We start from the raw sequence: 25,704 nt of genomic DNA, 5'->3' as shown, positions 1-25,704 counted from the left end.
GTTAATTCCTAGAAAATAATATATTTGATAAGATATTTATCAAACACAAGTTAACAACTCGAAAATGCCATTAAAAACTAATAATCCAGAAAAAAAAACATGGTTACCGGTACCCATCAATTCTGATTTCCCCATTCAGAATATCCCTTTTGGAGTTTTCCTGACCAGAGATGACATTATCACTATAGGCTCACGAATTGGTGATTACGCAATAGATCTAGGGGCATTGCATCAATTGGGTTATTTTAAGGACATTCCATTAACCGATGATATTTTTTTACAGGACACTCTTAACGACTTTATATCCGACGGCAAAAAGACCTGGCGCTTGGTCCGAAACAGGATCAGCGAAATATTCGATATCAACAACAACGATCTAAAGAACAATGAAGAACACAAAAATATTGTTCTTTTTACCATGGACGAAATAGAGATGCAGCTTCCAGTTCAAATAGGGGATTACACGGACTTTTACTCCAGTAAGGAACATGCGACCAATGTTGGCAAAATGTTTAGGGACCCAGAGAATGCGCTACTTCCCAATTGGTTGCACATACCGGTAGGATATCACGGAAGAAGCTCATCTATCGTACCCAGTGGCACCTCGGTTAGAAGACCCATGGGACAAACCCTACCTGCCGGGGAGGAACAACCTATTTTTGGCCCTTCCAAATTAGTGGATTTTGAACTGGAAATGGCATTTATTACCACAGATGCCAACGTTTTGGGAGAACCTATTCCGGTCGAGGAGGCTGAAAATTACATATTTGGCATGGTACTTTTTAACGATTGGAGTGCTAGGGATATTCAAAAATGGGAATACGTTCCTTTAGGTCCCTTTCTGGCCAAAAATTTTGCATCCTCCATTTCGCCCTGGATCGTAACCCTCGACGCCCTTGAACCTTTCAGGATAGCTAGTCCGGCACAAACCCCCACACCCCTGCCCTATCTACAACAGACCGGAAAAAAAGGTTTTGATATAAATTTAGAAGTATCCATAAAGCCCGAAGGCAGCAAGGCCACTACCGTTACCCGTTCCAACTTTAAGTATATGTATTGGACCATGGCCCAACAATTGGCCCACCATACCATAAATGGTTGTAAAGTGAATAGTGGTGACATGATGGGCAGTGGTACTATCTCCGGTCCAACCCCTGATACTTATGGCTCCATGTTGGAGCTTACCTGGCGTGGGGAAAAGCCCCTGACCTTGGAGGACGGGTCCACAAGAAAATTCATTGAAGATTATGACACTGTGACCATAACCGGTTATTGCAAAAAGGATAAGGTGCGAATTGGTTTCGGGGAAGTCTCCACCAAATTACTGCCGGTATTCCAGCAAAAGAAGAAATAATATCCCAAAAAAATACCCCCGTTTGTACGATACCGAATAGTTTAACGTTGGTGTATAGAACTATTTTGGCATAGCTATTGAACTATATCCAAAATATTTTTAAACCAAACGTTATGAAACAATTATTACTCACCTCGTTGATGCTGTTTTTTTTAATCTCTTGTGGAGGAGTCAAAAAAACACAGGAAGCCCTAAATATGGGTAATTATGGCAACGCCATAAATACCGCACTGAAAAACATTGCCGAAAATAAAACCAAGAAATCCAATCAGCCCTACATTCAAATGTTGGAGGAGGCCTATAAAAAGAATACAGAACGTGAACTTCAGCAGATCGCTTTCCTGAAGAAGGATAACAATCCGGCCAACCATGAAATTATTTTTAATGGATACCAGAACCTGAAAGCCATCCAAGAACGTATAAAACCCTTATTGCCACTGAAACTGTACGACGAAAATAGGGATGCCCGATTTACATTTAAGGATTATGATGAGGAAATAATAAAGTCTAAACGTGAATTGTCGGACTATTTGTACAACAGTGCCACCGCCCTATTAAAAACAGGTCAGAACAAGGAAGATTTTAGAAAGGCATTTGATCAATTTTCGTATTTAAACGAGATAAACCCCAATTACAAGGATACACAGGTTAAGCTGGAGGAAGCCCATACCAAAGGCCTGGATTACGTTCAGGTAGTAATGATCAATGATTCCGAACAAATAGTGCCCAATCGTTTGGAGCAAGAACTGTTAAACTTTAATACGTACGGGTTAAACGACCTATGGACCGTTTACCACACCAACGCCCTGGAGAATATTAAGTATGATTATGAAATGCAGGTAGCGTTCAGAAACATCAATATTAGTCCGGAACAGCTAACCGAAAAACAGATCTCCAAGGAAAAACAGATCAAGGATGGTTATAAGTACGCCACAAACCCCAACGGGGAAGTGCTAAAGGACAGCTTGGGAAACAAAATAAAGATCGACAAATTTAAAACCGTCAAATGTAATTTTTATCAATTCACCCAGCTGAAGTCGGTGGAAGTAATCGGAAATGTGAGCTTTTGGGATTTACACAATCAACAGCAAATCAATTCATACCCCTTGGCCAGTCAATTCGTCTTTAACCACGTTTATGCCAAACACAACGGCGACACAAGTGCCCTTGAGGAAGATATGGTCCCATTATTACAACTTTCTGCGGTACCCTTCCCCAGCAATGAACAAATGGTTTACGACGCAGGGGAAGATTTAAAGGCTAAATTAAAAAGTATAGTCACCAGACATCGATTTAATTAACCCCACTATAGCGCCTATCCATCACTAGGTGGCCAGAATAAATACATTTAATTCCAAGGTAGATTTGCTTTGGAGTTAAATGTATTTTTTTAAATCCATTTGTGTTATTGCCCCATGGGACCCATGGGCTACCACCGTTCCGTTTTTAATTACAAGTAATTGGGGCGATTCATGCACAACACCGAACATATTACTGATTTCATTTGAAACAGTCCGATATTGGTGCAGATCCAAATAATGTAGATCCAAACGGTCTTTAGAAATATCATACCCCTCATTAAACCTATTCATGACCATTCTACTTATGCCACAAGTGGTGGAATGCTTAAATATCACCTGAGGCCTTAACTTGGACCCTTCCTTAATTACCTCTAGCTGCTCAATGGACCCCAATGGCAACCATGGCGCAACCTTTGCTTCCTTTTTTCCCTTTTCATTATTATTTCCCTTGCCAAAAAGCCCTTTTAATATTCCCATTTTGTAATTTTAGTATTAAGTCCAACAATTGCGACCAACCTTACAAGCTGCCGTATTGTCGCTTAAAATCAGGGATTAAGCGACATTTTGTCCTATTCAAAACAGTGGTAAGGTTGTTGACATTAATACATCAAAAGTAAGCAATAACCTAAAAAAAACAACTATATGAATTTTAATAACTTCACTATAAAGTCGCAGGAAGCCATACAACATGCACAACAAATAGCGCAGGGCCTCGGTCATCAGCAGATAGAGAACGAGCATGTTTTTAAGGCAATTTCCGAGGTTGAGGAAAATGTACTTCCATTTATCCTTAAGAAATTGAATGTAAACACCAGCTTGTTGAACCAAATTTTGGAAAAGGAATTGGAAAGTTTTCCAAAGGTATCGGGCGGGGAAATTATGCTATCCCGGGAAGCCAATAAAACACTGACCGAGGCTAGTATTATTGCCAAAAAAATGGAAGATGAATATGTTTCCATTGAACATTTGCTATTGGCTATTTTCAAGTCAAAGAGTAAAATAGCCCAAATACTAAAGGACCAAGGGGTTACGGAAAAAGACCTTAAAGCGGCCATAAACGAATTGAGAAAGGGTGGCAAAGTTACTTCCCAGAGTGCAGAGGATACCTATAATTCTTTGAACAAGTATGCGAGAAATCTGAATGAACTGGCAGATAGCGGGAAATTGGACCCGGTTATAGGCAGGGATGAGGAAATAAGAAGGGTTTTACAGATCTTGTCCCGTAGAACAAAAAACAACCCAATGCTTGTGGGGGAACCCGGTGTAGGTAAAACAGCTATTGCCGAAGGCCTGGCCCATCGAATAGTGCAGGGCGACATCCCAGAGAACCTTAAGGATAAAATAATCTTTTCATTGGACATGGGCGCCTTAATTGCAGGCGCCAAATATAAAGGGGAATTTGAGGAGCGCTTAAAAGCCGTTATCAAGGAAGTAACCTCCTCGGATGGGAACATTGTTCTCTTTATTGATGAAATACACACCCTTGTAGGGGCCGGGGGCGGACAGGGGGCCATGGATGCCGCCAACATACTTAAACCCGCACTTGCCCGAGGGGAATTGCGTGCCATTGGGGCCACTACCTTGGATGAGTATCAAAAATATTTTGAAAAGGACAAGGCTTTGGAGCGAAGGTTTCAGAAAGTAATAGTTGATGAACCCGATACGGAAAGTGCCATATCCATTTTAAGGGGAATCAAAGAAAAGTACGAGGCCCACCACAAGGTTAGAATTAAGGATGAGGCCGTAATCGCAGCCGTTGAATTATCGCAACGCTATATTACCAATAGATTCTTACCGGACAAGGCAATCGATCTTATGGATGAAGCCGCTTCCAAACTAAGGATGGAAATAAATTCCAAACCTGAGGAACTGGATGTTTTGGATAGGAAGATAATGCAATTGGAAATAGAAATAGAAGCCATAAAGCGAGAGAACGACACCTCAAAACTCAAGGCCCTGAATGTGGACCTGGCCAATTTAAAGGAAGACAGGAATGAAATCTTTGCCAAATGGGAGAGCGAGAAAACCGTTGTGGACGATATCCAAAAAACAAAGAACGATATTGAGAACTTTAAATTGGAAGCCGAAAGGGCCGAACGCAATGGGGATTATGGAAAAGTAGCCGAAATTAGGTACGGCAAGATTAAGGAAGCCCAAGAACGATTGGATAAACTGGAAAGCGAACTGGAAGAACAACAACTGGGAGAAACCCTGATCAAGGAAGAGGTAACCTATGAGGATATAGCCGAAGTGGTAGCCAAATGGACCGGAATCCCAGTTACCAAAATGCTTCAAAGTGAAAGGGAAAAGCTGTTGAAACTGGAAGATGTACTCCACAAAAGAGTGGTAGGACAGGAAGAAGCTATACAGGCCGTTTCCGATGCCATAAGAAGAAGCAGGGCCGGATTACAGGATAGCAAAAGGCCAATTGGCTCCTTCCTGTTCCTCGGAAGCACAGGTGTAGGTAAAACAGAGTTGGCCAAAACCTTGGCCGCCTACCTATTTGATGACGAAAATGCCATGACCAGAATTGACATGAGCGAATACCAAGAGCGGCATTCTGTAAGTAGGTTGGTAGGTGCACCTCCAGGATACGTTGGGTATGACGAGGGTGGCCAATTAACCGAGGCAGTGCGAAGAAGACCCTATTCCGTAGTTTTACTGGATGAGATTGAAAAAGCGCATCCGGACACCTTCAATATTCTTTTACAGGTATTGGATGAAGGTAGGCTAACAGACAACAAAGGTCGGGTAGCAGATTTTAAAAATACCATTATCATAATGACCAGTAATATGGGAAGCCATATTATACAGGAAAAGTTTGAGGAAAACAAAGACATCTATAGCGCCACAGAGGCGGCAAGGGTGGAAGTACTGGGACTGTTGCGCAAAACAATAAGACCAGAGTTCCTGAACCGTATAGACGACATAATCATGTTTACCCCCTTAAGTAAAAAGGACATTAAAAAGATTGTGGTGCTACAATTGGATCAGTTGAAAAAATTGGTTGCCAAACAGCAAATCGTCCTGGATGCCACCGAAGAGGCAATAGATTATTTGGCGAACAAAGGGTATGACCCACAGTATGGAGCTAGACCCATAAAAAGGGTTATTCAGAAAGAAGTATTGAACAATATTTCCAAAGAACTGCTAAGTGGTAAAATCCACCAAGGTGGAATTATCCTCATAGACTCCTTTGATGATCAGTTGGTATTTAGAAATGAGAATGAACTGGTAAAATAAACCACCACTCTCAATAGAAGGGCATCCAATGCATAATTGGATGCCCTTTTTTATTAACAATATATACCATGCAGTATAAGATTTTTTATATTAGCATAAAACTGTAAGGACATGTCTACAAAAGCCGAGAGAACAACCGCCTATATCATCGAAACCGTTGCACCAATTTTCAACAAACTCGGATATGTTGGAACCAGTATGAGCGATCTTACAGAGGCCACTGGTTTGACCAAAGGGGCCATTTACGGGAATTTTGAAAATAAGGATTCCTTGGCACTTGCAGCATTTGAATACAATAGTAAAAAATTATTAGCTGAAATAGACGATAAGTTGAATTCTAGCGGAACTTCCCTTCAAAAGCTTTTTGTGCTCACCAATTTCTATAGGCACTACGATACTTTTATTGCGGAATTGGGAGGCTGCCCTATCTTAAATATTGGGATAGATGCCAATCATAACAATGCCCAATTGCTGGCCGCAACAAGGGAAACCATAAAAACTATAGAGGGGAAAATTGCCTTGGTCCTAGAAAATGGACTCAACAACAATGAACTTAGACTGCCCGTAACCCCACTCCAGTTTTCAAAACAACTATTCACAATGCTACAAGGCGCAGTAGCCATGGCCACCATAACCAGTGATAGAAAATACTTGCTGAACACTGTTGCCTACTTGGACCAATTAATTGTACGAGAAATAAAAAAGTAGTTTAGCACTACTCCCCTATTACCCTAAATATCCAGGTTCTTTCGGTATATTTCCCATTAAATTTATTATCCCTTGCCGCTTCGGCCTCCCTAAGGGTGTCAAACCTTTCCAAATAAACATAGTCCCATTTGGTCCTTTCCAAATAAAAGAACTTGGCATCAATACCTTTTTTCTTAAGATTCTCTACAAAAATATCACGATACCTGGAAGTGCCATAAACGTTGCCAATAAGATAAAACCCAGCTTTCTGGCCTTCAATTTTCTCCTCTTCCTCATAATGGCCCTGTGTCACAGGCTTGCCCGCTTTTTTTCTAGCAGCGATCATATCCAGATCGTCCTGAATTTTCTTTGCCAACGCCAGTTCCACAGCCTTTATGGAATCCAATCTTTTTTGCTCCTTCATTTGGGCGGCCTTTGCCAAAGCCTCGGCCTCCTGTGCTTCCTTCAATCTTTTTGCCTCAGCCAATTCCTGTGCCACTCTTAATTCTTCCGCCAGCGCTTTCTTTTTCTTTCCTCTTACACGCTTTTGTTTTTTCGACTTCTTAAGTGCTTGTTTTTCGGCCAAAGCTTCTGCTTTACTGAGCTCCCGCTGTACTTTCCTTTCCTCCGCTATGCGATCTTCATCTTCCTGTTGGGCCACTTCCCCCTCTTTTTCCAATACCATTGGCACCTCTTCTTCCACTTCAAAACCTACGACCTTCTTACGTGCATCGGGACTACCCAGGGTATAGGCGGCAATTATTTCAAAAGTGGGATCCTGATCCCTGATTTCGGAATCCAAACCAAATTCAATGAGTGCTCCCAATGATACATGTTTAAAGAACCTACCTCCCAAACCTCCCGATAGGCCGTAGAAACTATTATAACCAGTTTGTAACCAAAATTTATTGGAGGATAATAATGCATTTAACCCTACTTGCGTATCCCCATAGGGCACGGATTTTACATACAACATTGGAAGTAGATATGCATTATCCACCCCACTGAACATACTTAGGGGCAATCTATAATCAATCATACCCAAGTATATTTTTTCATCAGATTCCGAGGCACTGCCCTTAGTGGAAAAATTATAATCAAACAGGTTTTCGGCAGTAAAACCAACACTGAATCCATCCACAGAAAATCGAACTCCCGGGGCAAATTGCATAATAAAGGCATTTTGGGCCAATTGCAATTGAGGTAATGAAATTTCAGGATTTGGGCTATACCTAACATTGGTAATTTCACTGTTAAAACCAAGAAGGTTCAATCCGAACGCCAATTGCATATTATTGCCAAAATCAAAGGCATGTGCATAGTTCAACACTCCCCCGGTATTTAAAAACACCCCTGTATTGTTCTGAATAAAACCGGCACCTATAGAGGAGTTAGTGTTTAATTTTCGGGAATAATTTACGTAAATGGAAGTAGGATCACCATCAATGGTCTGCCATTGATATCGGGACCACCAGGCAATTGATTCCGGATTGTTCCTGTCCAGTGAAAAAACCGGATTAAATAAACTTGCATTGAATTCGGTTAAATTATGCTGTCTTAAGTCGGTTGGAAGTGCAACTTCTTGGGCGTTCGAAAACAATACCGCAAATAAAATAGCATAAATAGCGTACTTTTTATCCATATACAAAAGAACAAAAAACTACGGGCACTACATACTATTTTTCGCTAATTTTAGTTACTTTACAAGAAGAACAAATACCAAAAATAGAATTGACCATGAAACATATACCCCTGCTATTGATTCTTTCCGTGACTATGGGCCTTATGTCCTGTAAGAAAGATCCGAAGTTGCCCTTGGAAAATGCAGAAGATTCTATTTCCACTTATTATTTTATAAGACATGCCGAAAAAGATCGTAGCGATCCTGAAAACATAGATCCGGAATTGAACCAGGACGGCTTGGGAAGGGCCATTCGTTGGGCTGAAGTTTTTGACCCTATTGCACTTGATGCCATTTACATCACCGATTTTGAAAGAACCGCAATGACAGCGGCCCCTACCTCCGTAAAAAAAGAAATTACCCCTCAATATTACGACCCCAAGGCAATCATTATCGAAGAATTCAAAAGGCAAAATCTAGGCAAAAACGTTCTTATCGTTGGCCATAGCAATACTACCCCGGAATTTGTCAACCACCTTTTGGGAATAGAAAAATATGAACAAATGGACGATTACGACAACAGCAGCCTATTTATTGTACGTATCATAAATGGAAAAGCCACGGATATTAGATTAAAAATGGACTAATTGGAGGCCTTCACGCGAATATCTTCCAGCTCTATTTTTGACAGTAATTTTAATTGGTTGTTTTCATAAAGAACATCCACATCATAGAATGCACCATCCCCTAATGGGGCCTCATAATTTTCATAATCAACAAAACGGATACCACCAAGATAGCGCTCGTTATACGCTACCCTAAAGCGTATTCCTCCCCCGTCCACATAAAACCGATACGCCAGGTAGTCGGGCTTAAAGGTCTCCTTGTTAAACCAATACAGATAAATATCCTCATAATCCTTTCCTCCATCTTGCTGGTCAAAGGTTACTTTTACCTTATAATACTCCTTACCTCCAATGGTAACTTCCCCCATTAGCTCCTTATTCACTGCGGGATCGTTCAATCCGTATGGCAAATAGGCAAAGTAATGTACCGAGTTCACAGAATTTGCATACAAATTGGCAATGGAATCCCTTAGAGGCACCAAGCTATCGTTAACAAATCTATTAAACCCCCTTAAACTTTTTACATCTTCTACCTTTAGGGAATCTGTGAATCCAATCCGTTTTAAAATTCTACTTCCTCCTTTCCATTCGGAGACATATTGATAATCCCTGAATTTATAGAATAAATCATTGGCTGTATAATGCTCTCCACCACTGGCCATTATGGACTTATCCACTATTTCCTGGGCAGAAAAGTTGGTTTGTGCCTTCTCCTTACACGAAACGGTCAAAAGCACAAGAGTTAAAAGATATACTACTTTCATTGGGTTACTTTTCAATTTAATCGTAGTACCAAGACATACATTACAAAAAAAACGTATTTATCCTAAAAAATTAGTGTCAACTATACTTGCGCCCTAATTGCCAATCGGATAATTGTTTCTATTTTTGTCGAACATATGCAGAAGAAAATAAACATAAAGAACAAAAGGGCCCGCTTTGACTATGAGCTACTGGATACCTATACGGCCGGTATTGTATTGTCCGGTACCGAAATTAAATCTATCCGGGAAAGCAAGGCATCCATCTCCGAGAGTTTTTGTGAATTTAATGATCATGGAGAATTGTTTGTCATTAACATGCAGGTAGATGAATATTCCCATGGCACCCACTATAACCACAAACCCAAAGCGGAGCGAAAACTTTTGCTCAACCGTGGTGAACTGAAAAAATTGGAAAAAGAAGTAAAAAATTCAGGCTTAACCATCATCCCCCTAAATCTTTTTTTAAACGACAGGGGCTTGGCCAAGATAAACATTGCATTGGCAAGGGGCAAGAAATTATACGACAAGCGCGAGACTATCAAGGATCGTGACAACAAGAAAAACCTGGATAGGATCAAAAAGAGCTTTAACAATTAAGACAGCTCTAATTTTTATCCTCCAATAAAGGCACGAACCTAAAAGACCCAAATTCCTTTTTTTCAAATTCTTTGGCCGATTTTCGAACAAACAGCGTCATCACTTGCTCGTCCAACCCAACCGGTATCACCAATCTGCCTCCTATCTTGAGCTGGGCCAGTAAAGGATTTGGAACAAATGGGGCCCCGGCGGTTACAATGATACTATCAAAAGGTGCCTCTTCCGGCAATCCTTTATAACCATCACCAAAGATTACTTTTTTGGGTCTATAGCCCATCTTTTTAAAAAAGAGATTGGTCTTCTTAAAGAGCTCCAACTGACGCTCAATAGTGTATACCCTTGCCTTCAATTTTAACAATACCGCGGTTTGATACCCGCTCCCAGTTCCGATTTCCAATATTTTATGATTGGGCCGTACCTGTAAAAGCTCGGACTGAAAAGCAACTGTGTAAGGCTGGGAAATGGTTTGATCCGCTCCAATGGGAAACGCCTTGTCCTGGTAGGCGTGATCCTCAAAACTACTATCTAAAAACAAGTGTCTTGGTACGGCCCGGATAGCTTCCAGAACAGAATTGTCCACTATTCCCTTCTCCAAAAGAATGTCCGCCAATTTATTGCGCATTCCCCTATGTTTTAATGTATCTTTCAATTGATTGGTTTTGGTCCGTAAAGTTAAAAAATGAAAAACTTAAAATGAAGAAATTAGAAAAATTACATGCTGCAATCTAAGCCATTCTTTCATTAAAGGGTAAATTTAGGTCAGATTTCTTTAATTGCGAAAATCACAGTTCCATTGTCTATCCCAATATTATTATCCCAATTAGCTACTTAAGTTTGATGAAAAAAAAGATAGGACTTAAAACTCAACTTTTATTTTTTAAGCCCTTAAACTTGCAAACTATCCTTATTTTTGAGGAAAATAAATACATATGCTTAATGTTGGCGTCCTAGGAGCAGGACATTTAGGAAAAATTCATCTAAGATTGCTGAACGAGTCCCAAAAATATAATTTGGTCGGTTTTTATGATCCCGATGTCATCAATGGTAAAAAAGTAGCAGCTGAATTCGGCTATACTTTTTTCGACAATATAAACAAACTAATTGATGCGGTAGATGTAATAGACATAGTAACGCCTACCCTTTCCCATTTCGATTGTGCCAAAAAGGCCATGGAAAAAGGAAAACATGTTTTCATTGAAAAACCCATTACCAACACCTTTCAAGAGGCCGAAGAATTGTTGCTTTTGGAAAGGAAACATGGGGTAAAGGGTCAAGTAGGCCACGTTGAAAGATTCAATCCAGCTTTTATGGCGGTTAAGGACAATATTAATAACCCCATGTTCATTGAGACCCATAGGTTGGCCGAATTTAACCCAAGGGGGACAGATGTACCTGTTGTATTGGATTTGATGATCCACGATATTGATGCCATCCTTAGCGTGGTAAAGTCCGAAGTTAAACAAATTAATGCCAGTGGGGTTTCGGTCATTAGCAACTCACCGGATATTGCGAATGCCAGAATAGAGTTTCAGAATGGCTGTGTTGCAAACCTGACCGCTAGTAGAATTTCCCTAAAAAACATGCGGAAGTCGCGCTTTTTCCAAAAAGATGCCTATATCGCCGTGGATTTTCTGGAGAAAAAAGTGGAAGTGGTAAAAATGAAGGATGCCCCGGAAAAACCAGGGGATTTTGATATGATCCTACAAAATGCGGAAGGAGTAAAAAAACAAATCTATTTTGAAAATCCGGACATAGCTATAAACAATGCCATTCTGGACGAATTGGAAACCTTTGCCGATGCCATAAACAACAACTCCGTCCCCGTGGTCTCCCTAGAGCAAGGTACCCAAGCTTTAAAGGTTGCTTTGGAGGTCATTGCTTCATTCCAAAAGAAATAATCACTAGCTTCTCCTAATGTAGCCACAAGACATTAAATAATAGCATAAAATTCCAAATAAAAAGCACTTAAATGAAAAACATAGCAGTCATAGGGGCCGGAACAATGGGTAATGGAATTGCCCATGTAATTGCACAAAACGGATATAAAACCAACCTTATAGATATTTCACAGGACGCCTTGGAAAAGGGGCTGTTGACCATAGAGAAAAATCTTGACAGAATGGTAGCCAAGGAACTTATCACAGAAAAGGATAAGAAATCCACTTTGGGCAATATAACCCCCTATACCACACTTGCCGATGGGGTACAGAAAGTGGATTTGGTAATAGAGGCAGCAACGGAAAACACGGCCCTTAAAATAAAGATCTTTAGGGAATTGGATGCTATCTGTGAACCGACTACCATTTTAGCGACCAACACCTCCTCAATTTCCATTACGCAGATTGCAGCCGCCACCAAAAGATCGGACAAGGTCATTGGCATGCACTTTATGAATCCCGTACCTATTATGCAATTGGTAGAGATTATAAGGGGCTATAACACCTCTGATGACGTTACTGGAACCATCATGGCACTGTCCACCAAGCTTGGAAAAACACCAACGGAAGTAAATGACTTTCCCGGCTTTGTAGCAAACCGAATTCTAATGCCCATGATCAACGAAGCCATAGAGACCTTGTTCCATAAGGTTGCAGGGGTTACAGAAATCGATACGGTTATGAAATTGGGCATGGCCCACCCTATGGGCCCCTTACAGCTTGCCGATTTTATTGGACTGGATGTTTGTCTATCCATTCTCAACGTAATGTACGACGGCTTCAAAAACCCAAAATATGCACCCTGTCCCTTATTGGTAAATATGGTAACTGCTGGAAAATTGGGTGTTAAATCCGGGGAAGGTTTTTATGATTATTCGGAATCCAGGAAGTCCGATAAGGTTTCCAAACAGTTTAATTAATAGTTCATTACACCTGTTTACTTCAATTATAGTTTTGATGATGAACAGCAGCCATGTTTAGTTTAACAGCATAAAATACAATTGAATGTCCATTAAAGATAGTTTAATAAAAATCAAGGAATCGCTTCCCTCCCATGTACAGCTAGTGGCGGTTTCCAAAACCAAGCCAATAGCCGATATAGAGGAAGCCTATGCGGCTGGACAAAGGGTTTTTGGAGAAAATAAAATCCAGGAAATGACAGAGAAGCAAGAAGTGCTTCCAAAGGATATTGAATGGCATATGATAGGCCACATACAGCGCAACAAGGTTAAGTATATGGCAGCGTATGTAGCGTTGATCCATGGAGTGGATAGTCTAAAACTTTTGAAGGAAATAAACAAACAAGCCAAAAAACACAACAGGGTTATTCCATGCCTGTTACAAGTCCACATTGCTGAGGAGGACACCAAGTTTGGTTTTGACGGGAACGAACTCAACGAATTGATCTCCTCAAATGACTTGGAGGCACTTACCAACATAAAGATAGTGGGACTGATGGGAATGGCAACATTCACGGAAAACGAGCAGCAAATCCGAAAAGAGTTCCAACAACTTAAAAGTCTGTTCGAAAAAATTAAACCCACATTCCCCCATCTCTTGCATTTATCCATGGGAATGAGTGGGGATTACAAGATTGCAATAGAGGAAGGCAGTACCATGATACGAGTGGGAAGCAGCATTTTTGGGTCTAGAAATTAGCGCACAAGCTTGCCGTTTCCTTGACGGGAGAATACGTATCTTTGTTTAGTAATTTGAATTAGAGATTTTACATGTACGTCATATTAGATATTGAAACCACAGGAGGAAAATACAATGAAGAGGGGGTTACCGAAATCGCTATCCACAAATTTGACGGGCATAAAGTAGTGGACCAGTTCATTAGTTTGGTAAATCCTGAAAAAGATATACAACCCTTTGTTGTTAATCTTACCGGTATTAACAACAACATGCTCCGCACTGCCCCAAAATTCCATGAGGTAGCCAAGCGTATTGTGGAAATAACCGAAGATGCAGTAATTGTGGCCCATAATGCCCAATTCGACTATCGGATATTGAGGACCGAATTCAGGCGATTGGGCTATAATTTTGAGCGAAAGACCCTCTGTACCGTAGAACTGGCCAAGCAATTATTGCCAGATGCCGAATCGTATAGTCTAGGCAAATTGGTACGGTCTCTCGGAATCCCCGTAAGTGACCGCCATAGAGCTAACGGAGATGCTCTTGCCACCCTACAATTATTTAAACTATTACTTTCAAAAGACCTGGATAAATCCATTTTTAAGAGTGTTTTAAGAACGGAGACCCAAGGAGAGCTGTCACCCAGGCAATTGGATATGGTAGACGAATTACCTTCGGATACCGGGGTCTATTACATGCACAATAAGGACGGTGACATTATTTTGCTGGGCAAAAGTAACAATATTAAAAAAAGGGTAAACCAACATTTTACCAATAACAGCCCTAAGGCCAGAAGAATTCAGAAAGAAACAAAAAGGGTTTCATATGAAAAAACGGGGAACGAATTGGCTGCACTCTTAAAGGAGAATGCAGAATTATTAAGGAACAAACCCAAATATAATTCTCTTTACAGAAAAAGACTTTTTTCGCATGGCATTTATCAGTCCAGTAACCAGGACGGCTATATTTCATTGACCGCAGAGGTTATAAATCCTAAAAAAAAGGCAGTAGCTACTTTTAATAGTCTACAAGGTGCGGAGAATTTTTTACACAGCATCAGGGAGGAATTTCAGTTGTGCAATAAAATAAATGGGCTATCACAGGCAAGGATGCATTGCTCCCATTATGAGGACAATGGTTGCCTTGGGGGCTGTATAGGGCAAGAGCCCGTGGAGGCCTATAATGCACGAGCATTACAAGCTATTGATAAGTACAGTTTATCAAAAAAGAGCATCCTGATCATGGACAAGGGAAGGGAAATTGGTGAGCGTTGCGGTATCGAGATCAAGAACGGTGTCTTTAAAGGCCTTGGCTATTTTAATTTAAACCATCAAATCAATAATATTCATATCTTGGAATCCATAATTACACCTATGGAAGGAAATGAAAACACGACCCATATTATTTCTTCCTATCTCAGAAAAAAAAAGGTCCTAAAAATTATAGAGCTAAAACAGTAGATTTTGAAAATCAAAAAAAGTTGGAAACACAAAATTCACGAGGTAATCTACGGGACCCACACTCCCGCCGGCAAACTTTTTGATATCCTTTTGCTCATTTTGATTGTTTATAGTGTAATCATCGTAATGTTGGAAAGCATCCCTACTTTTGATGAAAAGCACCATAAATTCTTAAACTATTCCGAATGGACGGTGACCATACTATTTACCATAGAGTACATATTGCGTATTATCTCTATAAATCGGCCCAAAAAATATATTCTAAGCTTTTTTGGCGTAATCGACCTACTTTCCACCATCCCAAAATATCTTTCCCTTTTCCTAGTCGGTTCGCAATACATAACAGCCTTTCGCATTTTAAGATTGTTAAGGGTTTTTAGAATTTTAAAACTGGTTCGCTTTGTTGGGGAATCCAATAAACTTGTGAGGGCCTTGAATGCCAGTAGGACTAAAATATTTGTATTTGTTTTTTTTGTCATCGTCATATCCGTTCTTTTGGGCACGGTAATGTATATTGTAGAAGGTCCCACACATGGTTTCACCAGTATTCCCCACAGTGTTTATTGGACCATAGTTACCCTAACCACAGTAGGCTATGGGGATATTTCACCTGAAACGCCCTTAGGGCAATTCATTGCCACCTTGATCATGATCATAGGGTATGGGGTAATTGCAGTACCAACAGGAATAGTATCGGCCGAATATGCGGCAGGTGTAATTAACAAAAAAGATATAGATACAGACAGAACCTGCCCGGAATGTGGTACGGAAATCATGCGTATCGATGCCCATTACTGTAGGCAATGTGGACATAGATTAAGTGAGGATTAATGAATAAAAAAAATCTTATTTCCATTGTTGGACCAACTGCCATAGGAAAGACAAGCTTGGCCATTGCCATCGCCAAACACTTTAAAACAGAGATTATTTCTGCGGACTCCCGTCAGTTTTTCAAAGAAATGTCCATAGGGACCGCTGTGCCTTCCCCCGAAGAATTAGCCAGTGTACCCCATCATTTTATTCAACACAAAAATATTTATGAAGAATACACCGTAGGGGATTTTGAAAGGGAAGCCATAGAAAAACTAGAAATACTTTTCCAAGCAAATGACATTGTTGTTATGGTAGGTGGAAGCGGTCTATATGTTGACGCCATAAAAGAGGGACTTGATCATTTTCCAACAATCGATCCCGAAATCCGGGAGACCCTGAACGAAAATTTAAAAAGCAAAGGCATTATAAGCCTTCAGGAGCGACTTAAAGTTCTAGATCGGGATTATTATGGCCAAGTAGATCTGAACAACCCACATAGGCTTATTAGGGCCCTAGAGGTATGTATTGGCTCAGGGTTCCCATACAGCTCTTTCTTGAATCAACAAAAACCTGAAAGGAATTTTAGCACCCATACCATAGCCATAAATGCCGAAAGGGCCATTGTTTACGACCGTATTAACCAAAGAGTGGATATTATGATGGAACAGGGTTTATTGGAGGAGGTCATGTCCCTAAAGGAACATCAGCACCTAAATGCATTGCAAACCGTAGGTTACCGGGAATTATTTGGTTATTTCAAAGGAGATTTTGATCTTGATACTGCGGTTGCCGAAATAAAGAAAAACACCAGAAGATTCGCAAAAAGGCAATTGACCTGGTTACGAAAAAAAGAGGATATTCTTTGGGTGGATTATAAATATGATTTAAACGATTTACTAAGGAAGTTAGCACAAAAACTTAATGGACAATGACTTTAAGCAATAAGAACATTCTGTTTGTAATTGGAGTTTCTGGTACGGGTAAATCTACCATAGGCCAGTTGTTGGCAGAAGAATTGAGGCTACCATTCTTTGACGGGGATGATTTTCACTCAGAAGCCAACATAAAAAAAATGTCCAATAAAATCCCGTTGACGGACGGGGACCGCTATGAATGGTTGGTTAGTCTGAACAAGTTGGCCGCGTCCCACCAAGAAACCGGAGCTGTCATTGTCTGCTCCGCCTTGAAGGAGTCTTACAGGAAATTATTGGAAAATAAAATTGAAGAAAAAGTGGTATGGATTTCCCTGGAAAGTTCTTTTGAACTGTTAATGGAACGCCTACAAAAAAGAAAGGGCCATTTTATGCCAGCCGAATTATTACGGTCCCAACTGGACACCTTTGAACCTCCAACCCGAGCCATAAAAATCTCGATAGAGCCCAGTCCCCAAGAAATAGTGGACCAAATATTGCGGGAGTACCGGAACTATCAATAGGGCCGGTCTCAAGCTTCATGGAAGAAGCTGCCCCAAGGATCCTGTGTCAAGACCATAATTCCACAAATAGAGGCGGGATCGGTTTTACTATTGCATTATGAGCCCACGGGCTTAATAATAAGGGCATAACAAATAAAAAAGCACCAAGAAAAATCTTGGTGCCATAAAAACTCTTATATACGTGCCAATTACTCGGTCTTAATCACCAATCTAAAACCTTCCCCGTGGATATTTAATATCTCCACGTTCTCATCTTTTTTGAGATATTTACGCAATTTTGCAATGTACACGTCCATACTTCGCGAAGTGAAATAATTATCATCCCTCCATATTTTCGTCAAGGCCAATTCCCTGGGCATTAAATCGTTCTCGTGCAATGCCAACAACCTAAGCAACTCATTTTCCTTAGGGGAGAGTTTAATAGCATCCTCATCCTTGTATTTTAAGAACCTAAGCTTGGAATTCAATTGAAAACCACCAATAGTAAATTCAAATTGTTTACTGTCCGCCAAGGAGCTTGAAGATTTTCTTTGAATTATGGCTTTAAGTTTCATCAATAGCACTTCCGAATCAAAAGGCTTGTTAAGATAATCGTCGGCACCTGCTTTATACCCTTTTAGGACATCTTCCTTCATTGTCTTGGCCGTAAGAAAAACGATAGGTACATTTTCGTTCTTTTCACGGATTTCCTTAGCAAGGGTAAAACCATCCTTATAAGGCATCATTACATCCAAGATACAGACATCAAAATTGTCCTTCTTAAATTTTTCAAAACCTTCCATTCCGTTTTTTGCCAACGTAACGTCAAAATCGTTCATTGCCAAATAATCTTTTAGTACAATTCCAAAATTGGGATCGTCCTCTACGAGTAATATTTTCTTATCTACTGTTTCCATTATTGTTTTAAATTAAAGGTAGTTTTATATAAAAAGTGCTTCCTTTTCCTTTTTCACTTTCTGCATAAACCTCACCTTGATGATCATCAACTATTTTCTTTACGTAAGCGAGCCCTAAACCGTGCCCCTTAACGTTGTGTATATCTCCTGTATGTTCCCTATAAAACTTTTCAAAAACCTTTTTTAGCACCGTCTTGCTCATTCCAGCTCCCTGATCCTGTACTTTTATTATGATGGAATTGCCCACCACTTCTGTATAAACATCGATCTTGGGCACTTCTGGAGAATATTTAACAGCGTTATCCAGTATATTCACTATAACATTGGTAAAATGCATCTCATTGGCCAATACCTCTGAGCGTTCCGCCTTTAAATGGGGCTTAATATACCCACCCCTATCTGCGACTATAAGCTCTACATGGGTAATGGCGTCCTCTATTATGTCGTGAACATCTGCCCTATCCTTACTTATATCCAACTGATTTTTCTCCAACTTGGATATCCTTAACACATTTTCCACCTGCGCGTGCATTCTCTTATTTTCGTCCCTTATCATTTGCAAATAGCGCAGTACCTTCTCCTTGTCATCTATAATCTTCGGATTTTTTATTGCTTCAACAGCCAAATTGATAGTAGCAATAGGAGTTTTGAACTCATGTGTCATATTATTGATGAAATCCGATTTAATCTCTGAAATCTGCTTTTGTTTTATCAACTGATAGATAGCACTGGAATAGGCCACTACAATAATCAAGGTAAACGTCAGGGACAAAATTGCCATTCCCAAAATGGACTGGATAAGGAACCTTTTCTTTTTGGGAAAGGTCAACAAAAGGGAAAAATTGGTATTCCCTTCACTGTCCTTAAACAAAGGAGCCTTATAAAGCGTGGTCTCCGAAAACTTAAATTTTTTGGATTTCACTTTTGTAGGCAGGCCTTTACTGTATACCCCATATTCATAATCTATATCTATGCCCCTATTTTTGAGTTCCCTCCCAAGAAACAGTTCGATCTCCTGTTTGGAAACGCGTTTATGGATAGGTCTGTTTTTGGCCTGTTCCCTAAAAACATCATCCATTGCAAACTGCTCAAGATCTGTCATAGACCCAATTTTCTCGAGCTTTTGGACGGGTGTCAAGGAATATTGCCTACCGTCCAGACCAAAATCCTCTTTATAAATTTCGGTTGTTCTGGTACTGGTGATGTTCCTAAAAGTGGTTGTATCCAAGCCTATATCAAAGAACGTAGATGCCATATTGTAATCCTCTTCCAAAATACCATGGCTATAAAACCGTATTTCATTGGAATTGATATCACGATCAAAAAAGAAAAAATTCTTAAGATGGGTAGCTTTTGGCTTTCCTATACTATCACTTAGTTTGTAAAACTCGTTTAGATAATCCTGTACTTCCCGTTTTTCAATATTTTCTGTAACCCTGCTCAAAATTTGGTTTACAGTGTTTGAAAATTGTTCCTCCTTGTCCGCTACCGACTTATTGATCCAATAGCTCTGAACAAAAATGATTCCGATTAGGGAAAGGCTCATCAAGACTACCAAAAGACCAAATAACCTCTTATTCATTTATTAACAAAATTAGAAATTTAACATTTAGCGAATTGCACGTTTAACCTAACCTTAACAAAAATGTTAAAATTACGTGCTTAAGCCCTTATTTTAAGTAATTTATGGTGAATTTGGGAAACCTGCCTTTGCGTAGCCTCCAATCCGGTATTTTCAATTATGAAGTCTGAAAGCTTTTCTTTATCGCGATCCGGCCATTGATTTTCTATACGTTCCATTACCGCTTCCGCAGTAACTCCGTCCCTATCAACAACCCTTTGTATCCGAATTTCCCTAGGAGAGGTCACTAGGATTATTTTATCATAAAAATCGTTGGTCCCATTTTCAAATATAATGGCAGCTTCTTGAATTACGTAAGGTGCATTCTGGCGTTTGCACCAACTTTTAAAATGCCGTCTCACGGCGGGATGGACTATATTATTGAGGGCCTGTAATAAATCTTTATCGCGGAATACTTTTTTGGCGATATACTCCTTGTTGAGTTCCCCATTTAAATAACTCCCCTTGCCCAATAAGGCCTCAATATCCTTTTTAATCTTTTTTGACCGGGTCATTAAATTCTTTGCCTCTACATCTGAATTGTAGATGGGAACCCCTAATTTTTGAAACATAGATCCCACGGTGGATTTTCCACTGCCAATTCCTCCTGTTAAGCCCACGATCATCATTGCCTCTTTAGTATAAATTCCACTTTATTCTCCCTTAACTGCACAACATTTACACTATCGGGCTTTTTGGTCAATTTCAAATCCAAAACATTTTCACTTTTATCCTTTAGGCTCGAATAGTCGGCAGTAACCACAAAATCTGTCACCGCCAGTTCCTTTATCGCACTTAATCGCCCTCTGCACAAAACTGAAACTATTTCTGGAAAAGTTCTTATCCCAACTCCTTCAGGCACATTGATGACCACTACAGGCACCTTAAAAACCTTCTCGGAAAATTTAAATACTTTGGCCGATAAGGTTATGCTATGATGTGAGTATTTGGTATTTTTTAGATTTGCCGGAAGATTTAGCTTCAATTGCTCCGAAATATCATTTGTAGTATGTGGCAGCACCAAAATTTCGGTAGTGAGTCTGGTCAGGGTATCTATTTCCTTTTTAGGCCCCATTACTGTTATGGAGTCGGGCAACAAGCTATAGTTGTTATCCATTAGATAATTTTGCTCCAAATCAATTGTTACTTTAGGAAGTACTGGTACCTTTTTTTTATAAAGCCTTTGAAAATCAAAAAACAAGGTATCCCTATCCATGTCCTCTATCCTTATAAATTTTGAAAGCTGATTTTCTATCTGACTTCTATAGGTTGATGGGGATACAAAATACTTCTCCCCTTTTTTTTCAAGTTCGGTCAAGTCCACTTCCACTGTTTTGTTCTTAAAACCAAACATCAAAAATTGAAACCCACTGGCCCTTAATCTAACCTTGATGTTGTTTTTGGAAACGCTGTTTAACAATAAGCTGTCCGGGGTGTTACCGTAATAAATATCAAAGGTGGCATTGCTGGAATATTGTTCTGCCAAATTGCTAACAAACCAGGCCAGACCGGAACATAATAGAAAGACCAGAAACAGCTTCACCTTTCTTTTATTTAAACCGTTTTTAATTTTATCTATCAACTTATTACAGAGTTTTAAAGAAAAGTTTAGGAAACAACTCCTCCGGTTTCTTATTGCTAATCCCTATTAGAATCGAATTTTTAAAAAATCCAAAACCGTATCCCGCAAATTGGATAACCACTGCTATCAATGACAACATTGCTACCTTAAAATTTTTATTGATCACCAAAGAGTGTACAAAAAGTAAACCAAAATATAAGGCATATAGGATTATAGGCCATAAAACGCCAAAAATCAACAAAGTAACAGCCCCTACGAACCCAAAACAAAATAGCGTTGGCAACCAATAAGTAAATTTTGCGGTATCCGGATGCCAATGATTTAAAATAGGCCTTACCATTCCAAATTTCTTGACCTGGGTATAAAACTTGTTCCAATCTATCCTCCGCTTATGGTATACAAAGGCATCTTCTATCAATTTAGTTTCAAAGCCCGCTTCCCATATTCTAAAGGTAAGGTCCGGATCCTCGCCAGGGTGAATATTCCCATAGCCATGGGTTTTCCCAAAGGCCTCCTTAGAGATACCCATATTGAAGCTCCTGGGCTGAAATTTACCTACAGCCCTTTTATTTCCCCGTATTCCTCCAGTAGTGAATATAGAGGTCATGGCATAATTAATGGCTTTTTGAACACTGGTAAAAGAGGGGTGTGCCGCATCAGGTCCCCCATAACAATCCACATAATTATTTGTCAAGGATTTTTCCACTACCGTTAAATATTGGCTTGGAATTATACAATCCGAATCAAGCACAATAAAGTAATTGCCACGTGCACGGTCCATACCATAATTTCGGGAATCACCAGGACCGGAGTTCTTTTTCTTCAAATACGTTATGGACAATTTATCCTTGTATTTTGCCACAATATCCTCAGAACTTTCGGACGAGCCGTCTTCCACAATGACCACCTCAAAAGGTTTATCGTAGTCCTGTACCGAAAGACTTTCCAGCAATTCATTGATCTCACTGGGTCTGTTGTAAACCGGCACTATAAAAGAAAAGAATAAATCCATCGAGATTTGGTATAATTTAAAATATTGGAACAAGAGTAACGGCTTTCCTTTACCCATGCTACCAATGCATTAAGCTGATTTGAATGATCTGTAAGGCTTTGTTCTGCCAATAACAAAAAGATTCTACAAAGCCCTATTAGCGATATATCCGAAGTACTATTCGGAAAATTTATCAATTACCTCCTGACTAACACCTGTATTGGAAAAGCCTCCGTCGTGAAATAAATTCTGCATGGTAACCTTTTTGGTCAAATCCGAAAAAAGGGTAACTGTATAATCTGCACAATCCTGAGCTGTTGCATTTCCCAAAGGCGACATCTTATCGGCATAGGTAATAAAACTATTGAACCCCTTAACTCCTTGTCCTGCAGTTGTAGCTGTTGGGGATTGGGATATGGTATTTACCCTTACCTTCTTCTCCTTCCCAAAAAAATATCCAAAACTACGGGCTACCGATTCCAAATACGCCTTATTGTCGGCCATATCATTATAATCCGGAAAGGTTCGTTGAGCGGCCATGTAGGTCAAAGCCACAATACTCCCCCATTCGTTCATGGCATCGGCCTTGTACAGGCTCTGCATTACTTTATGAAAAGAAAGTGCGGATACGTCCCAGCCTTTGGTAGTAAAATCATATTTTTCATCGGTATAGGCCCTGCCTTTACGCACATTGACAGACATTCCTATGGCGTGCAGCACAAAATCCACTTTCCCTCCTAAAATCTCCATGGATTGCTTCACCAAATTATCCAAGTCCTCTTCACTCGTTGCATCGGCCGGGATAATCCTGGAACCAGTCTTTTTTGCAAGTTCATCTATCTGTCCCATACGCATGGCTATGGGGGCATTGGTAAGTACAAAAGTACCTCCTTCCGCATGTATGGTTTCAGCAGTTTTCCAAGCTATGGAATTGGCATCGAGTGCCCCGAAAATAATTCCTTTCTTTCCTTTTAGTAAATTAAACGACATAGTCTATTTCCTTTGTGAATTTTAGATCGTCAAAGATATTAAAAATTAGCGGGTAGTCCGCAGAAAGAAGCGCTTAGAAAAGATGGTTACCTTATTGTTGCGACTCCATTTTAAAAGGCAACCGGCACAAAGCCTTCATCTTGTAGCACATTCAAATACCGGCAAACGGTATCCAGGATTTCCCAAGCCGCTTAGCCAAAGGTTAATCCAGTAATTGCCTGGCATGTGCCAAAGCCGATTCGGATAAGGTTTTACCTCCCAACATCTCTGCCAGTTCCACAACCCTTTCTTCCGTAGAAAGCCTTTTCATTTTAGTATTGGTCCCCATTAGTTCTTCCTCTTTGTACACCTTAAAATGATGTACACCCTTGGCAGCAACCTGAGGTAAGTGGGTGATAGAAAATATCTGCATAGTATTGCTCATATCCTTCATAATATCTCCCATTTTATTGGAAATCTCTCCGGATACTCCCGTGTCTATCTCATCGAACATCATGGTAGGCAGCTGTTCGTATCTGGCCAGAATAGCTTTAATGGTCAACATAATCCTGGATAGTTCCCCTCCAGAGGCCACTTTCTTAAGATCGCCATAAGCAGATCCTTTGTTCGCAGAAAACAAAAAGCTAAGGTCATCCTTCCCTGTGGGTTTGAACTCTTTGGACGGCGAAATTTCAATTTTAAAGGTAGCACTTGCCATCCCTAGGTCTATCAAGGTTTCCTCCAATTGTTTTTTCAGTTTGGGAATAACCGCCTTTCTTCTCTTACTTATATTGGAAGCTTCGGTGTTCAAAGCAGTTTCCAATAGCTGCAACTCCTTCTTTTTCCGGTCTATATCCGCTACAACATTCTCGGTTGCACTTACCTTCTCATCCAAGGCATTCCTTATTTCCAATAGTTCAGGAATCGTTTGTACCTTATGTTTCTTTAGAAGATCATACAACAACTGAAGTTTGGTATTAACCTCCTCCAACAATTGTGGATCTGCCTCTACCTTGTCATTTAAAATATTTAGTTCGCTGGAAATATCATCCAGCTCGATAAAAACGGATTTTATACGCTCATTAATATCGGAATATTGGTTGCCAAAACCGGCCAGCTTATTGGATACCTGTTTCAGCTCTGTAAGCCGGTTTACCAAGCCAATCTGCTCATCATTCAAAAGCTGTTGGCCATGGGACAATTGCTCCAGAATAATTTCAACATTATTAAGCTGTTCGTACTGCTCTTCCAATTCCTCCAATATCCCCTCTTTCAAAGGTGCCGAATTTAATTCCTGCAATAAAAAACTATTGTACTCGTGTTCCTGGGTAGCACTATTTTGAAAATCCTCCAGTTTTTGCAATTCCTTTAGCGTAGATTGAAATAACAGCAATTGGGAAGAATACGTCTTTAACACTTCTGCATTATCGGCCAGGGCGTCTATAACCTTAAGTTGAAAATCATTGTCCGCAAGCCGTAAGGTTTGATGCTGCGAATGCACATCTATCAATTGATCTCCCAATTGTGATAAAATATCCAAGGTTACCGGGGAGTCATTTATAAATGCCCGGGATTTACCACTAGGTAAAATCTCTCTTCTTATGATGGTCTTTTCCTCATAATCAAGGTCATTTTCCAAAAAAAATGATTCCAATCCATATTTGGAAATTTCAAACTCCGCCTCTACAATGCATTTATCCTGCTTCTCCCTTAGGGAAGAAAGATCTGCCCTTTTGCCCAGTACCAAGGACAGTCCACCCAATAAAATGGATTTTCCGGCTCCCGTTTCACCCGTTATTACCGTAAAGCCATTGGTAAACTTCACGTTTAAATGGTCTATTAATGCGTAATTCTTTATGGAAAGATTTGTCAGCAATGTTTAGTTTATAAGATTGCCGTAAAGATAAATTATATTGCCTTGGAAAAAAATGTGTAGTAAAAAAATTCTAGGGGCCAAATCCGAATGCGGTACCAATATGAATTTTAGAATAAAAGGTATTAAATCTCTGGGCAGGCCTGTCTGCCGACAAAGGCAGGCACTGAACCCAATATAGGAGTCTACCCTAGGGTCGAGGTATGGAACCTAGGTCCCGCCGAAAAAGGCGGGGTTAGTTCAACTTGTAATTTTAAGTGTGTCTTACCGACTTCCCAAAATTGGGTTTCACTAAT

24 protein-coding genes are annotated in these 25,704 nt (G+C 40.0%); 13 read left to right on the top strand and 11 right to left on the bottom strand.

The genetic code is table 11. The annotated features are described in order from the left end of the window. Positions 1-64 precede the first annotated feature (64 nt). Together fahA and C7972_RS20660 are read left to right on the top strand one after the other, a co-directional pair. Positions 65-1,354: a fumarylacetoacetase gene (gene fahA, locus C7972_RS20665; RefSeq protein WP_110358072.1), complete on the top strand. Its 1,290-nt coding sequence runs from the start codon at positions 65-67 to the stop codon at positions 1,352-1,354. 113 nt (positions 1,355-1,467) lie between these two features. Further along, entirely contained in the window at positions 1,468-2,655 is a 1,188-nt protein-coding gene (locus C7972_RS20660) for a hypothetical protein (protein ID WP_110358071.1), read from the top strand. A 75-nt stretch (positions 2,656-2,730) separates the two neighbouring features. Here the strand turns inward: C7972_RS20660 and ytxJ are convergent, their stop codons facing one another. After that, positions 2,731-3,132, bottom strand: coding sequence for a bacillithiol system redox-active protein YtxJ (ytxJ, locus tag C7972_RS20655; protein ID WP_110358070.1), 402 nt, complete (start codon positions 3,130-3,132; stop codon positions 2,731-2,733). A 165-nt stretch (positions 3,133-3,297) separates the two neighbouring features. On the opposite strand from ytxJ, the gene clpB reads away from it, so the two are divergent. Continuing rightward, positions 3,298-5,898, top strand: a complete 2,601-nt coding sequence (gene clpB / locus C7972_RS20650) for an ATP-dependent chaperone ClpB (RefSeq protein ID WP_110358069.1) — start codon at positions 3,298-3,300, stop codon at positions 5,896-5,898. A gap of 111 nt (positions 5,899-6,009) precedes the next feature. Further along, entirely contained in the window at positions 6,010-6,606 is a 597-nt protein-coding gene (locus C7972_RS20645) for a TetR/AcrR family transcriptional regulator (protein WP_110358068.1), read from the top strand. A 7-nt stretch (positions 6,607-6,613) separates the two neighbouring features. Here the strand turns inward: C7972_RS20645 and C7972_RS20640 are convergent, their stop codons facing one another. Next, positions 6,614-8,227: a PorP/SprF family type IX secretion system membrane protein gene (locus C7972_RS20640; RefSeq protein WP_110358067.1), complete on the bottom strand. Its 1,614-nt coding sequence runs from the start codon at positions 8,225-8,227 to the stop codon at positions 6,614-6,616. Between the two features lie 95 nt (positions 8,228-8,322). Here C7972_RS20640 and C7972_RS20635 point away from each other — a divergent pair, with 95 nt between their 5' ends. After that, a complete protein-coding gene (locus tag C7972_RS20635) occupies positions 8,323-8,853 on the top strand; it encodes a histidine phosphatase family protein (protein WP_110358066.1) in 531 nt (176 codons plus the stop codon). Here the strand turns inward: C7972_RS20635 and C7972_RS20630 are convergent. Continuing rightward, positions 8,850-9,596, bottom strand: coding sequence for a DUF6503 family protein (locus C7972_RS20630; protein WP_110358065.1), 747 nt, complete (start codon positions 9,594-9,596; stop codon positions 8,850-8,852). The two genes, C7972_RS20635 and C7972_RS20630, sit on opposite strands and share 4 nt — an antisense overlap. A 135-nt stretch (positions 9,597-9,731) precedes the next feature. Between C7972_RS20630 and smpB the strand changes: the two genes are divergently transcribed. Next, positions 9,732-10,193: an SsrA-binding protein SmpB gene (smpB, locus tag C7972_RS20625; protein WP_110358064.1), complete on the top strand. Its 462-nt coding sequence runs from the start codon at positions 9,732-9,734 to the stop codon at positions 10,191-10,193. Positions 10,194-10,200: 7 nt separating this feature from the next. On the opposite strand, the gene C7972_RS20620 is transcribed toward smpB, so the two are convergent. Beyond that, positions 10,201-10,842, bottom strand: coding sequence for a protein-L-isoaspartate(D-aspartate) O-methyltransferase (locus tag C7972_RS20620; protein WP_110358063.1), 642 nt, complete (start codon positions 10,840-10,842; stop codon positions 10,201-10,203). A gap of 280 nt (positions 10,843-11,122) precedes the next feature. On the opposite strand from C7972_RS20620, the gene C7972_RS20615 reads away from it, so the two are divergent. From C7972_RS20615 to C7972_RS20585, 7 genes are all read left to right on the top strand, one after another. After that, positions 11,123-12,091, top strand: coding sequence for a Gfo/Idh/MocA family protein (locus C7972_RS20615; protein ID WP_110358062.1), 969 nt, complete (start codon positions 11,123-11,125; stop codon positions 12,089-12,091). Positions 12,092-12,162: 71 nt separating this feature from the next. Then, positions 12,163-13,050: a 3-hydroxyacyl-CoA dehydrogenase family protein gene (locus C7972_RS20610; RefSeq protein WP_110358061.1), complete on the top strand. Its 888-nt coding sequence runs from the start codon at positions 12,163-12,165 to the stop codon at positions 13,048-13,050. An 85-nt stretch (positions 13,051-13,135) separates the two neighbouring features. After that, a complete protein-coding gene (locus C7972_RS20605) occupies positions 13,136-13,789 on the top strand; it encodes a YggS family pyridoxal phosphate-dependent enzyme (protein WP_110358060.1) in 654 nt (217 codons plus the stop codon). A gap of 71 nt (positions 13,790-13,860) precedes the next feature. Further along, positions 13,861-15,228 (top strand): exonuclease domain-containing protein, encoded by a 1,368-nt coding sequence (locus tag C7972_RS20600; RefSeq protein ID WP_110358059.1) that lies wholly within the window; start codon positions 13,861-13,863, stop codon positions 15,226-15,228. A gap of 3 nt (positions 15,229-15,231) precedes the next feature. Continuing rightward, on the top strand, positions 15,232-16,059 hold the full coding sequence (locus C7972_RS20595) for an ion transporter (protein WP_258364914.1): 828 nt from the start codon (positions 15,232-15,234) through the stop codon (positions 16,057-16,059). Beyond that, complete coding sequence (gene miaA, locus C7972_RS20590; protein WP_110358057.1) at positions 16,059-16,973, top strand: tRNA (adenosine(37)-N6)-dimethylallyltransferase MiaA; 915 nt, start codon at positions 16,059-16,061, stop codon at positions 16,971-16,973. Before C7972_RS20595 ends, miaA begins: the two co-directional genes overlap by 1 nt. Continuing rightward, positions 16,970-17,476, top strand: coding sequence for a gluconokinase (locus C7972_RS20585; protein WP_110358056.1), 507 nt, complete (start codon positions 16,970-16,972; stop codon positions 17,474-17,476). Before miaA ends, C7972_RS20585 begins: the two co-directional genes overlap by 4 nt. Positions 17,477-17,664: 188 nt before the next feature. Here the strand turns inward: C7972_RS20585 and C7972_RS20580 are convergent, their stop codons facing one another. From C7972_RS20580 to recN, 7 genes are all read right to left on the bottom strand, one after another. Further along, on the bottom strand, positions 17,665-18,372 hold the full coding sequence (locus C7972_RS20580; RefSeq protein WP_110358055.1) for a response regulator transcription factor: 708 nt from the start codon (positions 18,370-18,372) through the stop codon (positions 17,665-17,667). Between the two features lie 7 nt (positions 18,373-18,379). After that, entirely contained in the window at positions 18,380-19,954 is a 1,575-nt protein-coding gene (locus C7972_RS20575) for a sensor histidine kinase KdpD (protein ID WP_110358054.1), read from the bottom strand. An 80-nt stretch (positions 19,955-20,034) separates the two neighbouring features. Then, positions 20,035-20,622, bottom strand: a complete 588-nt coding sequence (gene coaE, locus C7972_RS20570) for a dephospho-CoA kinase (protein WP_110358053.1) — start codon at positions 20,620-20,622, stop codon at positions 20,035-20,037. Next, positions 20,619-21,575 carry a hypothetical protein gene (locus C7972_RS20565; protein WP_110358052.1) on the bottom strand — a complete coding sequence of 319 codons (957 nt, stop codon included), beginning with the start codon at positions 21,573-21,575 and terminating at the stop codon, positions 20,619-20,621. The genes coaE and C7972_RS20565 overlap by 4 nt, the downstream gene beginning before the upstream one ends. A 4-nt stretch (positions 21,576-21,579) precedes the next feature. Continuing rightward, on the bottom strand, positions 21,580-22,587 hold the full coding sequence (locus C7972_RS20560) for a glycosyltransferase family 2 protein (protein ID WP_110358092.1): 1,008 nt from the start codon (positions 22,585-22,587) through the stop codon (positions 21,580-21,582). 156 nt (positions 22,588-22,743) lie between these two features. Next, positions 22,744-23,556 (bottom strand): enoyl-ACP reductase, encoded by an 813-nt coding sequence (locus C7972_RS20555; protein ID WP_110358051.1) that lies wholly within the window; start codon positions 23,554-23,556, stop codon positions 22,744-22,746. 202 nt (positions 23,557-23,758) lie between these two features. Beyond that, complete coding sequence (gene recN, locus C7972_RS20550; protein ID WP_110358050.1) at positions 23,759-25,411, bottom strand: DNA repair protein RecN; 1,653 nt, start codon at positions 25,409-25,411, stop codon at positions 23,759-23,761. Positions 25,412-25,704: the final 293 nt, after the last annotated feature.

The organism is Arenibacter sp. ARW7G5Y1 (assembly GCF_003201775.1).
Lineage (GTDB): Bacteria > Bacteroidota > Bacteroidia > Flavobacteriales > Flavobacteriaceae > Arenibacter.
Note: the sequence above shows the minus strand (reverse complement) of the source record. Positions and strands in the feature narration are given on the sequence as shown.

What these genes read in the sequence shown, in the direction of transcription:
- C7972_RS20580 (WP_110358055.1), bottom strand. Translation starts at nt 18,372, where the DNA reads ATGGAAACAGTAGATAAGAAAATATTACTCGTAGAGGACGATCCCAAT.
- C7972_RS20660 (WP_110358071.1), top strand. Translation starts at nt 1,468, where the DNA reads ATGAAACAATTATTACTCACCTCGTTGATGCTGTTTTTTTTAATCTCT.
- C7972_RS20555 (WP_110358051.1), bottom strand. Translation starts at nt 23,556, where the DNA reads ATGTCGTTTAATTTACTAAAAGGAAAGAAAGGAATTATTTTCGGGGCA.
- C7972_RS20575 (WP_110358054.1), bottom strand. Translation starts at nt 19,954, where the DNA reads ATGAATAAGAGGTTATTTGGTCTTTTGGTAGTCTTGATGAGCCTTTCC.
- C7972_RS20645 (WP_110358068.1), top strand. Translation starts at nt 6,010, where the DNA reads ATGTCTACAAAAGCCGAGAGAACAACCGCCTATATCATCGAAACCGTT.
- C7972_RS20610 (WP_110358061.1), top strand. Translation starts at nt 12,163, where the DNA reads ATGAAAAACATAGCAGTCATAGGGGCCGGAACAATGGGTAATGGAATT.
- ytxJ (WP_110358070.1), bottom strand. Translation starts at nt 3,132, where the DNA reads ATGGGAATATTAAAAGGGCTTTTTGGCAAGGGAAATAATAATGAAAAG.
- C7972_RS20635 (WP_110358066.1), top strand. Translation starts at nt 8,323, where the DNA reads ATGAAACATATACCCCTGCTATTGATTCTTTCCGTGACTATGGGCCTT.
- clpB (WP_110358069.1), top strand. Translation starts at nt 3,298, where the DNA reads ATGAATTTTAATAACTTCACTATAAAGTCGCAGGAAGCCATACAACAT.
- C7972_RS20605 (WP_110358060.1), top strand. Translation starts at nt 13,136, where the DNA reads ATGTCCATTAAAGATAGTTTAATAAAAATCAAGGAATCGCTTCCCTCC.
- miaA (WP_110358057.1), top strand. Translation starts at nt 16,059, where the DNA reads ATGAATAAAAAAAATCTTATTTCCATTGTTGGACCAACTGCCATAGGA.
- C7972_RS20615 (WP_110358062.1), top strand. Translation starts at nt 11,123, where the DNA reads ATGCTTAATGTTGGCGTCCTAGGAGCAGGACATTTAGGAAAAATTCAT.
- smpB (WP_110358064.1), top strand. Translation starts at nt 9,732, where the DNA reads ATGCAGAAGAAAATAAACATAAAGAACAAAAGGGCCCGCTTTGACTAT.
- C7972_RS20640 (WP_110358067.1), bottom strand. Translation starts at nt 8,227, where the DNA reads ATGGATAAAAAGTACGCTATTTATGCTATTTTATTTGCGGTATTGTTT.
- C7972_RS20560 (WP_110358092.1), bottom strand. Translation starts at nt 22,587, where the DNA reads ATGGATTTATTCTTTTCTTTTATAGTGCCGGTTTACAACAGACCCAGT.
- C7972_RS20630 (WP_110358065.1), bottom strand. Translation starts at nt 9,596, where the DNA reads ATGAAAGTAGTATATCTTTTAACTCTTGTGCTTTTGACCGTTTCGTGT.
- coaE (WP_110358053.1), bottom strand. Translation starts at nt 20,622, where the DNA reads ATGATGATCGTGGGCTTAACAGGAGGAATTGGCAGTGGAAAATCCACC.
- fahA (WP_110358072.1), top strand. Translation starts at nt 65, where the DNA reads ATGCCATTAAAAACTAATAATCCAGAAAAAAAAACATGGTTACCGGTA.
- C7972_RS20585 (WP_110358056.1), top strand. Translation starts at nt 16,970, where the DNA reads ATGACTTTAAGCAATAAGAACATTCTGTTTGTAATTGGAGTTTCTGGT.
- C7972_RS20600 (WP_110358059.1), top strand. Translation starts at nt 13,861, where the DNA reads ATGTACGTCATATTAGATATTGAAACCACAGGAGGAAAATACAATGAA.